A 13,074-nucleotide genomic window follows, 5' to 3' on the forward strand; every position below is an offset into this window, starting at 1 on the left:
TTGTTTATAATATACTTCACCGATCTGTCTGTATAAAAGCCCTTTGTAATAAGATTCATCGGTATCTGTCAGTTTCTTTTCTATTTTGAGAAAAAGACGTAATGCTCCCGGTTTATCACCTGTGCGTAATTTAATTCTTCCCCAATAATATAGAGTTTTACACTGGTGACGTAAATCTTTGGGGTAATGTTTATAATATTGCCAAGCCTGGCGGATCAATGAATCGTCAGTAACTTTCATTTGTTTTTTTTCCAAAGCTTCGGAATAGAGCAATGCATATCTGGCCTGTTCAGCCCGGTTGCCTTCTGGTTTGAGTTTTTGTAGTATTGCTAATGCACTATCCGGGTTGTTCTGCATTAGCTTTTCAGCCTCACTAAGGCGAGGGGTCTGTTCCCTGTTATAACAACCTGTAAAATAGAGAATAGCTGATAGTCCAATTATAATCTTACATTTCATATTGCGAATATAATAATGTGTTTTATTTTTTGCATGGGCGATTAGGAATATTTTACCAATATAAATTATTCTTTAACTTATATGATTATCGCTCGCTATTTATATATATTTTTTATTGGGCCTAACAATATATAATTGCTTATTAGCATATTATATAATATGTATAATCGTAATAGTACAAAATAGCAGTAAGTTATTGCTATTCAGAGTAAAAGTATCAGTTCACTCGTTGTTGTTAAAAAATAAACTTGACTACCCTAAAGGTGTAAGTGTAAGTGCTTTTTTGAATTTTATCAAGGGTGTTAGATATGTGTTAGATTATTAATTGAACCATTTTTGCAAACTACTGATTATAAGTAAAATAAAAATCAATGTATTAGATTTATTCTTTTGTCCTACAACTAAAAAGCTCTGCAATCTTTTTACTTTTGCATTCGAAAAAAATAAAACAATAGATTATGAAGAAAATTGCTATTTTATTAGTTTTTACTTTGGGAACATTTATTGTAAATGCCCAATCAGTTGTAGAAGGAACAAAGTTTATGGACAATTGGTCTGTAGGAGTGAATGCAGGAGCAGTTACCCCTCTCACTCACGCCTCTTTCTTTAAAGGGATGCGTCCCGGTTTCGGAGTTGGAATATCCAAACAATTAACTCCTAGTTTTCGGTTTGGAATTTCAGGGAATGGGATATATCAATACAACTCCGAGTAAAACAGCTTTTGATGTTTTAGATGTCAGCTTGTTAAGTAAAATTAACTTAATAAATCTATTTGCAAGCTATCGGGGCAAACCTCGTTTGTTTGAGATAGAAGCTATTGCCGGAATGGGGTGGTTGCATTATTATGTAAATGGTAAAGGAGATGACAATTCATGGTCTACCCGTCTCGGATTGAATCTTAATTTCAACCTCGGTGAAACAAAAGCATGGACATTGGGAATTAAGCCCGCTATCGTATATGATATGCAAGGTGATTTTAATCAGGCAAAGAGTTGTTTCAATGCAAACAATGCAACATTTGAACTGACTGCCGGATTGACTTATCACTTCAAGATGAGTACTGGGAATCATTACTTTACTAAAGTAAAAGTCTACAATCAGAGCGAAATTGATGATTTGAATGTTGCTATTAATGCACTTCGCGAACAGGTGGGCAGTCGTGACAGAGAACTAAACAATGCTAACCAAAGAATTAGCGGTTTGCATAAAGAGTTGGAAGAATGTCGTACAAAGGTCGTTCCCATTGAAACAGTAGTCAAGACTGCCCGCGTTCCGGAATCTATCATTACTTTCAGACAAGGTCGCTCATCAGTGGATGCATCACAGCTACCGAATGTGGAACGTGTAGCCTCCTACATGAAGAAATATCCCGATTCAAAAGTCATTATTAAAGGGTACGCTTCTCCAGAAGGCAATGTTGAGATCAACGCAAAAATTGCTACCGCACGTGCAGAAGCTGTAAAAACAATCCTTGTTAATAAATACAAGATTAATACGTCTCGTATTACTGCCGAAGATCAGGGAGTAGGTGACATGTTTACCGAACCGGATTGGAACCGTGTAAGTGTATGTACTATCGAAGATTGATGTAATAAGAATATTTGGAGTTGTTGAAGGTAAATAAAAAAGGAAGCCCGAAATCTGAGGGCACTGAAAAAGTTCTTTTTCTCCGTTAGCTCCTCTTCTTATGAATTGGCTCCAAAGTTGCATGGCGTATGATAAATTTCATTTGCATGCAACTTTTCCTTATATTGGTAGTGAGTAATCGTCTATTGGTATACATGCACGCTGGCAACGACACTCTCAAAGGAGACTTTGAAAGAATGCAACTTCAGTCCGCTTTTCCCATCTGCTCCGACTACGGCTCGGAGGCTATCGTCCTTCTGATCTTTGACCAAAAGAACTTCTTGGTCTTTGATTTTTTTGCTCATATTACTATGTATTTAATGACGTCAGTAGCGGTTTACAGACAAAAGTAAACAAAAAAAAGTGAGTGCTAGAGATTGTAAATAAGTGAGTATTTGTAGCTTTGATATGATTAGGAGTAGCATATTGAAAGTTATAAATTTCATTTGCTGAATTACCATAAATGGGGAATGGTAAGTAAAAAAATCATCATTTTAAGGTATTGCAACCGAAAAAATATGTGACTAATTTTGCGTTATAAAATAAAGAATTATGTTCTGACCTATGCAAACAACGAAGGATTATATACGTAAGCTATTGCTGGAAACAGCGCAGAAAGCTTTTTTCGAAAAGGGCTTCAAGTCGGTGTCTATGCGTGAGATTTCTAAGTTGTCGGGCATTGGTCTGAGCAATATATACAATTACTATCCCTGTAAGGACGATTTACTGGTTGATGTGTTGCGTCCTCTTTTGGCTGCTATGTACAGGATGCTGGAAGATCACAACCGACCGGAGAATTTCTCCCTTGACATATTTATCTCAGATGAATATCATCGTGCATCTTTGCAGGAGCTTATGGGCATTATAACTCGTTACCGAAGTGAATTAAATTTGCTGTTTTTCTCTACGCAGCATTCTCGCCTCAAAGATTATTTGGAAGAGTGGATTGAGAAGAGTGCCACAATAGGGATGGAATATATGGAAAAGATGAGAAGACTCCATCCGGAACTACATACCGATATTTCTCCGTTCTTCATGCACTTCACCTGCTCTTGGTGGATTAATATGATGAAAGAGGTGGTGCAACATAAGGAACTTTCCTGCGAAGAGATAGAGTGTTTCATCAGTGAGTATATTCGCTTTAGCACGGGAGGATGGAAGAAACTCATGAATGTAAAGAATGAAAGATGAAGGCAGAACTATTGAAACATCCTGTCTGTCAAGAGATAACTAATCAAAACATCCGTTTCTCGTCTTGTCTGCAATGCAAGCCTTGCGGAAATGATTGTACGATTGTAAACAATCGAATCTCTTTTGTATTTGATTCCGAGACAATAGGCATCAGCTACCTTCTGCTCGACTCCACACCTATAGCCTGCATGGACAGATGCTGCAATCTTGTCAGGCAGCGTTTCGTTTGATGCAGGAGTTGGAACGCCGAGTCATTCCAGAAGAATCACTAAATAATAATCAGCATATGAGTATCATCAACATCATCAGCAACGACGAATTAACACTCGTACAAGGAGTCAACGGGCTTTTCTTCTGCGAGGAGTCATGGGTTACGCAAAGCAGGGCAGTCTCCCGTATCGGAAAGGTTTTGCCCAAAGAAATTATTGGGACGAAAGATCAAAGTACCAACATCGTACATCCGCAGACTGACCGAACTAAACTTAGTTGCCAAAAGCATGAAACGTCTTATTTCTAAATCTAACTGTTTCTCCTACCGAGCGAGCCGCCTGCAAAGAGCGGCTCGCTTTGCTTCTGAACAAAACAAACTTTTGTTCTCTTTTGACGCACTAACTTCCAATCCATCATAGCCATGTCTCAACCAGTACTTATAGCATTTTTCCTAACATCGTTTGCCGGTATATCCACAGGGATAGGCAGTGCGATTGCATTTTTTGCTAAGCGCACCAATACTTCATTCCTTTCTCTTTCATTGGGATTTTCAACAGCAGTAATGATTTATATGTCTTTCGCCAATCTGTTTGCCTCTTCTTTGCAGACTCTTGCCAATATACATGGCAAGGACGACGGAACTCTTCATTCCACACTTTCTTTTTTCGGGGGAATCGTATTGATTCTACTTATTGATAAGCTAATTCCTCACTACGAAAATCCACACGAAATGCATCGGGTGGAAGAAATGAGCTTAAAGGAAGAACGAAAGACTGAAATAAAGCCTCAATTATTACGCGTCGATGTAGTGACAGCCTTGGTGCTGGCAATACACAATTTCCCGGAAGGTATGGTTACGTTTCTTGCAGCATTGAAGGATATAAACATTGCTATACCTATTGCCTGTGCCATCGCCATACATAATATACCCGAAGGCATTTCCGTCTCCGTTCCGATCTATTATGCTACAGGTAATCGTAAACGGGCCCTTTGGCTTTCATTTCTATCGGGATTGGCCGAGCCGGTAGGAGCCGTCATCGGCTATCTTATCTTGGCACCATTCCTCAATGACCATGTTTTCGGCGTTATTTTCGGGATGATTGCCGGTATCATGGTATTTATCTCGCTTGATGAGTTACTACCCGCTGCCGAAGAATACGGTAAGCACCATCATACTATCTATGGTTTGGTAGCAGGCATGGCGGTTATGGCACTCAACCTGCTGATGTTGTGTTAGCAAGACTAAGTAATATAAAAAACATAAGTAAAAAAAAGAAAGAATATGAACACTTCTCACTCCTGCCGTTGTCACGTGCATGATGCCCACAAAGAGCATTCTTGTGTCCACGCACATTGTCACCATTATCATATGTAGCCCCAAAGTGGAAAGCTATTTCTCGTCACGCTGCTGAATGTGTTGAAATGAATGAACTTACCAATAACAAACGATATGAAAATAGAAAGAATCAATGACTGGTTTGCCCGTCAGGGCAGATGGATGGTACAAAAACGATGGCTTGTACTAAGCTTGTTTATCCTCGTCTTCGCCATAGGATTTACAGGGTTAAGATATTTCAAGGTGAGTGCTTCGTGGGAAAACTACTTCCTCGAAGACGACCCGATGCTTGTCAAGACCAAAGAATTCAAGGATATATTCGGCAATGACAATTTTGCCGCCGTACTGACCCAATGCGACAATTCGTTTATGAAAGAGAACTTAGAGCTCATCCGCGAACTCACGAACGAAATGATGGATAGCATTTCATACGCCGACAAAATCACTTCGCTCACTGACATCGAATTTATGGTAGGGAATGAAGAAGGAATGACTATCGAGCAGATAGTGCCTGACCTTATTCCCACTGATGCGGCAAGTCTGGAAACGATACGTCGCAAAGCCTATATGAAGCCACATATTGCCGAGCGGCTTGTCTCCAAAGATGGTACGCTCTCGTGGATTATTCTCAAGTTGCGTACCTTTCCTAAAGATTCAGTGTGGAATAAAGGTAAGAATGCCGTTTCTCCTGAAGTGCTAACGGGGAATGAGCTGGAGCATATCATCACTAAAGACAAATACCAAAAGCTCCATCCCAAAGGCACAGGCTTGCCCTACGTTACCGCCATGAAGATGAAATGGATTGGCAAAGAGATGCCCCGTGTGATGGGCATTGCCGCACTCGTTTCCATTCTTATTTTGTTACTCATAACACGCTCCCTACGGGGCGTTGTCGTTCCACTTATCACGGCGGCAGGCCCAATTGTGATTGTGTATGGACTGTTGGGATATGTCGGCATGACGATAGACAGCGGTATGATGATGATACCTATGCTGTTGGCGTTTGCCGTCTCGATAGCCTATAACATACATATCTTTTCCTATTTCAAACGGCAATTCCTTCTACACGGAGAACGTCGACGAGCCGTAGAAGAGACCGTGGGTGAAATGGGCTGGCCTGTGTTGTTCAGTGCACTCACCACCTTTGCCGCCCTGCTGTCGTTTCTCGCTATTCCGATGCAGCCCATGCGGTTCATTGGTATCGCTACCTCCTCGTGCGTGATGCTGGCTTTCTTCATTGCCATTACACTGATGCCCGTGCTGTTGAGTTTTGGCAAGAACGGCAAACCTCATCCCAAAGTGCAGGAAACCGGCGGACGGTGGCTCGACCATCAACTGGGGCGTTTGGGAGAAAGCGTACTCCGGCATGGCACATTGATCCTATGGATTGCAGGGCTGCTTACCGCAGCACTCATTTATCAATTCACCAAGATAGAGACCGCCTTTGACATAGAACGCACCATGGGACGTAAAATAGCCTATGTAAACAATCTGCTGGAAGTAGGTGAAAGCGAACTGGGATCCATCTACACCTACGACGTCATGATAGACCTGCCCGAAGACGGCTTGACAAAATCGCCGGCAATGCTTGTACGCTTAGACTCTCTGGCACAAAAGGCCGAAGGCTATAAGCTAACCAAGCGAACGACTACAGTGCTGAATATCCTAAAAGACCTGAATCAAACCCTGCACGAAGGAGATGCGGCTTATTATCGTATTCCGACGAATCCGGAAGAGGTGGCACAACTGCTGCTCCTTTACGAGAATGCAGGCGGTAGCGAAGCGGAATATTGGATCGATTACGACTATCGACGTTTGCGCCTGATGGTGGAGATCAGCAGTTTTGACTCCGGCGAGGTAGAACGAGAGTTGAACGATATTGCAGCCAATGCCGCCAGGCTCTTCCCCGAAGCTTCTGTCACTACAGTGGGTAGTATTCCGCAATTTACCGTGATGATGCAGTACGTGGCTCGCGGGCAGATGGTTTCATTTGCCATCTCTCTCCTTATTATCGGCATCCTAATGATGTTGGTCTTTGGCAGTGTACGCATCGGGCTTATCGGTTTGATACCCAATATCACTCCGGCTTTGGTGGTCGGCGGACTGATGGGATGGCTGGGCTACCCGTTGGATATGATGACCGCAACCATTATGCCGATGATCCTCGGTTTGGCTGTCGACGACACCATTCACTTCATCAACCACGGGCATTTGGAGTTCGACCGTCGAGGTAATTATCGGGATGCCATTCTCCGCTCGTTCCGTACGATCGGGACACCAATCATTCTGACCAGTGTCGTGATATGTGCGAACTTCGCTATTTACATGACTTCCGAAGGCCTCTCTTTTATACACATGGGTCTGCTCTCCGTAGCGGGTATCGTATCGGCACTCGTGGCCGACCTCTGCGTTACACCCGTGTTATTCCAAAAGTTCCGGTTATTCGGGAAAGAGATAGAAACCAATGAAACAATCAATTAATATGAATACATTAAAGAAACTTCAATTTTACATGGGCAAACGCAAGGTGCTTATGCCCATAGCCCTGACACTGTCGGGATTAAGCGGTCTGCTCTCGCTTATGCCATTCATCTTCATTTGGCTTATCGTACGCTCGCTACTATTGACTGGCAGCGTTGCCTCAGGAATCCCTATCAACGTCTATGCATGGTGGGCGGTAGGCACAGCCGTTGCCGGCCTTGTCATTTACTTTGCCGGGCTGATGCTTTTGCACTTAGCGGCGTTCCGGGTAGAAACCAATATGCGACGTACGGCTATGAGAAAAATCATGCAGATGCCGCTTGGCTTCTTCGACCGGAATACCAGCGGACAGATGCGTAAGATTATTGATGAAAATGCTTCTGAAACCCACACGTTTGTCGCACATCTCTTGCCCGACCTGGCGGGGAGTTTTATAGCCCCGCTGTCGGTTATAATATTGATCTTCGTCTTCAACTGGCAACTTGGTCTGGCGTGCCTGATCCCCCTCACGGCGGCTGTCTTCATCATGACACGGATGAATACAACTGCTCAGAAGGCGTTCCAAAATGAATACCTCGGAGCACAAGAGCATATGAGCAGCGAAGCGGTGGAATACGTACGTGGTATTTCGGTGGTGAAAGTGTTCCAGCAAACGATATTCTCTTTCAAACGTTTTTACGACAGCATCATCGCCTACCGGGATTTAGTTACCAAATACACGCTGGGTTGGCAAAAGCCGATGTCACTCTACACGGTGGCCATCAATAGCTTTGCTTTCCTACTTGTCCCCGTAGTCATATTGCTTATCGGCAACAAAAGCGAAAACATTGCCCCCATCATCACCGATATGTTCCTGTATGTGCTGATTACTCCGGTGATAGCAACCAATGTGATGAAAGTGATGTATCTGCAACAAGATATGTTTCTGGCAGATCAAGCCATAAGCCGGGTGGAAAACCTGACGAGTAGCGAACCACTCCCAATAGCCGAAAATCCGGAGAAAATCACCGCTTGCGATGTGACATTCGAGAACGTTTCGTTTGCCTATCCCAATGCCGGTCAAAATGCCGTAGACGGTATCAGCTTCCACCTCCCCGAAGGGAAGACTTTTGCCCTTGTGGGGCAATCGGGAGGAGGGAAGACCACCATTGCCCAACTCATTCCCCGCTTTTGGGACGTATCAGCAGGTAGTGTGACGATTGGCGGAATAAATGTGAAAAACATTGCCAAAGACAACCTGATGAACCACATCGCTTTCGTCTTCCAGAATACAAAACTCTTCAAGACCTCTTTGCTGGAGAACATCAAATACGGTAATCCGGCAGCGAGTGATGAAGCCGTGCAACGTGCCATAGACCTTTCCCAAAGTCGGGAGATCATCGACCGGCTACCCAACGGATTGAACACGAAGATAGGAGTAGATGGAACATTCCTTTCGGGAGGGGAACAGCAACGCATTGTCTTGGCCCGGGCCATCTTGAAAGATGCGCCGATTGTTGTCCTGGACGAAGCAACAGCTTTTGCCGACCCCGAAAACGAACACCTGATACAAAAAGCCCTGCACGAGCTGAGAAAAGGAAAGACAGTGTTGATGATCGCCCATCATCTGACTAGCGTACAGGATGCCGACAAGATACTGGTGATAGCACAAGGCAAGATTGCCGAAGAAGGCACACACAGCGAGTTGATAGCCCGAAACGGCATCTATAACAGCATGTGGAATGAATATCAACGAACCGTGACATGGACGGTATAAACCTCAGGAGACAACATTATGAATATTAGTAAATATTTTCAACACAGATCCACCTTATCGGAAGACGGGGCAAAGACCTTTATAAAAGGGGTTATAGCTTCTCTTTTTCTCAACCTGGCACTGATGCTGCCGGTAATCTTCATCTTTCTGTTCATCACCGATTACCTGCACCCTGTTATCCAAGCCGGGAACAGCACGACGCACGGGCTCTGGTACTACGTGCTGACGGCTCTCTGTTTTATGACGGTACTCTTTGTGATTGCGATGATACAGTACAAGAGCACCTACACGAAAATCTATACCGAGAGTGCCAACCGTCGTATTGGCATTGCCGAGAAGCTGCGTAAATTGCCTTTGGCTTTCTTCGGAGAAAAGAATCTTTCGGATCTCACCGCTACGATGATGGAGGATTGTAACATGTTGGAAACCCTCTTCTCTCACACAGTTCCACAACTCTTCGCCTCTGTCATCAGCATTATCTTGATTGCCACCGGGATGTTCTTCTACAACTGGCAACTGGCCCTTGCTCTCTTTGGGGTCGTACCGGTAGCGACAACGGTCATCTTCTTAGGAAAAAGGCTTATGGATAAAGCTAATAAGGAGTACTATCACGTAAGGCGTGATACGACCGAGCAGATACAGGAAGGGCTTGAAGCGGCGCAGGAGATTAAATCGTACAACGGAGAGGCAGCCTATTGCGACCGTTTAGACAAACAGCTCGAGATATATGAAGCCACTCTGCAGCGAGGCGAATTTCTCGGAGCGGGGCTTGTGGGCAGTGCACAGTCTATCCTGAAACTTGGTTTGGCAAGCGTTATCATTGCGGGAGCTTATTTACTTGGTTTGGGCAGCATCGACATGTTCACTTACTTGGTCTTCCTGCTCGTTGTAGCCAGCATCTACAACCCCATCATGGACGTGTTCAACCATATGGCGACACTGATACTACTCGATGTGCGTATCGACCGCATACGTGAGATGAACGACATGCCCGCACAGCAAGGCGATGAGGATTGCACGGTAGAGGGTTACGACATCTGTTTTGACAAGGTCGATTTTGCTTACGAGACAAGCAAGCAGGTGCTGCGCAACGTCTCTTTCACTGCCAAGCAAGGCAAAGTAACGGCACTTGTGGGACCTTCGGGGGGAGGCAAAAGCACTTCGGCAAAATTAGCTGCCCGCTTTTGGGATATTCATGGCGGAAAGATCACACTTGGCGGACGGGACATCTCAAAAATAGATCCCGAAATGCTCTTGAAAAACTATGCCGTAGTCTTTCAGGACGTGTTGCTTTTCAACGCTTCCGTCATGGACAACATCAAAATCGGGAAGAAAGACGCTACCGAGGAAGAGGTGAAAGCGGTAGCACGTCTTGCCCGTTGCGATGAGTTCATCGCCCGGCTGCCCAACGGTTACGACACCTTGATAGGCGAAAACGGAGAATCGCTATCGGGAGGCGAACGCCAACGCATATCCATTGCCCGTGCGCTTCTCAAAGATGCTCCTGTCATCCTCTTGGACGAAGCAACGGCAAGTCTGGACGTAGAGAACGAAACGTTGATACAGGCCGGTATATCGGAGTTGATCAAGAACAAGACCGTCGTCATCATCGCACACCGTATGCGCACCGTTGCCAACGCTCATCATATCGTGGTGCTGAAAGACGGAACCGTCGCAGAACAAGGAGCACCCGACGAACTGCTTGCCCGAAACGGCGAATTTGCCCGCATGGTAGCACGGCAGAAGGAGACCGGAATATAAATCGAATCAATCAGAATCAATTATAAAGAAAAAGGACAAATGAAGAGATCAATCGCAGTAGTAGCCATGCTTGTGGTGGGGTTCGCTGCCACAACATGCGCACAAACGGGCAGAGAGATTGCCCAAAAGGTAAAAGACCGTCCCGACGGCGATACCCGTCGGTCTGAAATGGTTATGACGTTAATCAACAAACGCGGAGCGGTGCGCGAACGCAAGCTCATTTCCTACTCCATCGATGTGGGCAAAGAAAAGAAAGACCGCAAGAGCATCATGTTCTTCCAATATCCCGGCGATGTAAAGGGGACGGGCTTCTTGACGTGGGATTATGATGAGCTAAACAAGGACGATGACAAATGGCTCTATCTGCCCGCCATAAAGAAAACGCGCCGTATCAGCGGTTCGTCTGCCAAGCAAGACTACTTTATGGGTAGCGACTTTACCTACGACGACATGGGCAGCCGCAACGTGGACGAGGATACGCACACGCTCCTGGGCGAAGAAACCGTCGACGGACAGAAGTGCTGGAAACTGGAATCCTTGCCTAAGGACAAGCGTGATATTTACTCCAGGAAAACGGCCCTGATACGTCAGGACTGTCTGATACCTGTCAGGGTGGAATATTACGACAAGATGGGCAAGCTGCACCGTCGTCTCGAGATGTCGGATATTGCCAAGGTAGAGGGCTTCTGGGTAGCCCGGAAGATGCACATGACCAACGTGCAAACCGAGCATCAGACGGTTCTCGAAATCAAGAATCCGACGTACAACATTCCCATGGAGGAGAGCAAGTTTAACGTGACCACGTTAGAGAAAGGCAGGTTCTGATGAAAGCGTTCAATCGTCTTTCCGCGGGGCTTTGCCTCTCGGTCTTTCTGTTTTGCCCCGTGCATGGAGTTTGGGGACAAGGAGCGGGCGAATCGTCGTGGCAGCTCAAAGGCCTTGTCGACACCTACCACGCCTTCCGCTCCGAAAAGCCGAACGATTGGATGTCTTCCCGTACCCGACTCAGGGGCGAGGTCGGCAAAAACTTCGCAGGCTCTTCGCTCTTCGTCTCGTTCAACGCTACCTACAACGCCTTGCTGAAAGAGCGCACCGGCTTTGAACTGCGGGAAGCATACCTTGACCATCGGCAGGAGCACTGGGGCTTTCGTCTCGGGCGACAACTTGTCATCTGGGGTGCGGCCGACGGCGTACGTATCACCGACCTCGTCTCACCCATGGATATGACCGAGTTCTTGGCGCAAGACTACGACGACATCCGCATGCCCGTCAATGCCCTGCGGTTCTTCGTCTTCAACGACAAGATAAAGCTCGAACTGCTTGCCGTTCCCACTTTCGAAGGATACAAGCTGCCCACCGATGCCGCCAATCCGTGGAGCGTGTTGCCTAAAGAAACACCCCGGTCCCTTGTCTGGGACGCGGAGGGAAGCCGCCCCGAGCTACGCCTCTCCAACGTAGAATACGGGGGCAGGCTCTCTTTCGCCCTGCCGGGGGTAGACTTCTCGCTTGCCGCGCTGCATACGTGGAACAAGATGCCCGTCATCGAGTACAAACCATCGGGCTCCCAACTTACGGTTTCGCCCCGATACTACCGCATGGGATTCGTCGGAGGCGATGTCTCAAAGCCCTTGGGACAGTTCGTGCTGCGCGGCGAAGCGGCCTTCAACCTCGGGAAGCATTTCAGCTACATACAGCAAGCCGCCTCCACCCCTCAAAAAGGATTCAACACCATCAATTGGTTGGTGGGGGCCGACTGGTATGCCCCTCATGAATGGACAGTGATGGCTCAGTTCTCTTCCGAGAGTATTTTCAAGTACGAAAGCTACGTCGCACAGCCCCGCCATAATTCGCTCCTTACGCTCTGCGTGTCGAAGAAGTTACTGGACAGCAACTTACAGCTTTCCGACTTCACCTATTTCGACCTCAACCACAAGGGCTGGTTCAGCCGTTTCACGGCTGACTATGCCCTGAACGACCACATCCACCTCTTGGCAGGCTACGACTGGTTCGGAGGAAGCGAGGGTATGTTCGGCCCGTATAAGCACAATTCGGAAGTATGGGCAAAGGCTAAATACTGCTTTTGAGATCCACACCATTTTAATAACCATAAACAAAATTTGAAAAGATTATGAAGAAGACATACGACAGCAGTTAAAGAGAATGCGGACTTAAGCAATCGGAATCGTTTAAGTTAAACGGTGAAAGACGTTCCAATGGAGCGATCAAAGCCGTTTACTGAAGCTGTTTAAGTAGAACA

The 13,074-nt window shown here is 45.9% G+C and carries 9 protein-coding genes and 2 pseudogenes; 10 read left to right on the forward strand and 1 reads right to left on the reverse strand.

The window, feature by feature from the left end:
- Window positions 1-456, reverse strand: a pseudogene (locus AB5217_RS14200) (hypothetical protein); the annotation flags it as partial.
- 458 nt (window positions 457-914) lie between these two features.
- Here AB5217_RS14200 and AB5217_RS14205 point away from each other — a divergent pair.
- From AB5217_RS14205 to AB5217_RS14250, 10 genes and pseudogenes are all read left to right on the forward strand, one after another.
- Window positions 915-2,043, forward strand: a pseudogene (locus tag AB5217_RS14205) (OmpA family protein).
- Window positions 2,044-2,646: 603 nt separating this feature from the next.
- Complete coding sequence (locus AB5217_RS14210) at window positions 2,647-3,273, forward strand: TetR/AcrR family transcriptional regulator (RefSeq protein WP_004309917.1); 627 nt, start codon at window positions 2,647-2,649, stop codon at window positions 3,271-3,273.
- Window positions 3,270-3,503, forward strand: coding sequence for a hypothetical protein (locus AB5217_RS14215; protein ID WP_004318707.1), 234 nt, complete (start codon window positions 3,270-3,272; stop codon window positions 3,501-3,503). Before AB5217_RS14210 ends, AB5217_RS14215 begins: the two co-directional genes overlap by 4 nt.
- Window positions 3,504-3,559: 56 nt before the next feature.
- Entirely contained in the window at window positions 3,560-3,790 is a 231-nt protein-coding gene (locus AB5217_RS14220) for a hypothetical protein (RefSeq protein WP_004309916.1), read from the forward strand.
- A 114-nt stretch (window positions 3,791-3,904) separates the two neighbouring features.
- The gene (zupT, locus tag AB5217_RS14225) at window positions 3,905-4,720 is read left to right on the forward strand and encodes a zinc transporter ZupT (RefSeq protein ID WP_032837563.1); all 816 of its coding nucleotides are present in this window, start codon (window positions 3,905-3,907) and stop codon (window positions 4,718-4,720) included.
- Window positions 4,721-4,933: 213 nt separating this feature from the next.
- Window positions 4,934-7,300 (forward strand): efflux RND transporter permease subunit, encoded by a 2,367-nt coding sequence (locus tag AB5217_RS14230; RefSeq protein WP_032844416.1) that lies wholly within the window; start codon window positions 4,934-4,936, stop codon window positions 7,298-7,300.
- Window position 7,301: 1 nt separating this feature from the next.
- On the forward strand, window positions 7,302-9,056 hold the full coding sequence (locus AB5217_RS14235; protein WP_004309913.1) for an ABC transporter ATP-binding protein: 1,755 nt from the start codon (window positions 7,302-7,304) through the stop codon (window positions 9,054-9,056).
- An 18-nt stretch (window positions 9,057-9,074) separates the two neighbouring features.
- Window positions 9,075-10,817 carry an ABC transporter ATP-binding protein gene (locus AB5217_RS14240; RefSeq protein WP_368112761.1) on the forward strand — a complete coding sequence of 581 codons (1,743 nt, stop codon included), beginning with the start codon at window positions 9,075-9,077 and terminating at the stop codon, window positions 10,815-10,817.
- Window positions 10,818-10,856: 39 nt separating this feature from the next.
- Window positions 10,857-11,642 (forward strand): outer membrane lipoprotein-sorting protein, encoded by a 786-nt coding sequence (locus AB5217_RS14245; protein WP_004309911.1) that lies wholly within the window; start codon window positions 10,857-10,859, stop codon window positions 11,640-11,642.
- On the forward strand, window positions 11,642-12,901 hold the full coding sequence (locus AB5217_RS14250) for a DUF1302 family protein (protein WP_004309910.1): 1,260 nt from the start codon (window positions 11,642-11,644) through the stop codon (window positions 12,899-12,901). The genes AB5217_RS14245 and AB5217_RS14250 overlap by 1 nt, the downstream gene beginning before the upstream one ends.
- Window positions 12,902-13,074 lie beyond the last annotated feature (173 nt).

Source organism: Bacteroides sp. MSSM.1001136sp1_RTP21357st2_D2_RTP21359_211015, from assembly GCF_040913205.1.
Classification (GTDB): Bacteria; Bacteroidota; Bacteroidia; order Bacteroidales; family Bacteroidaceae; genus Bacteroides; species Bacteroides ovatus.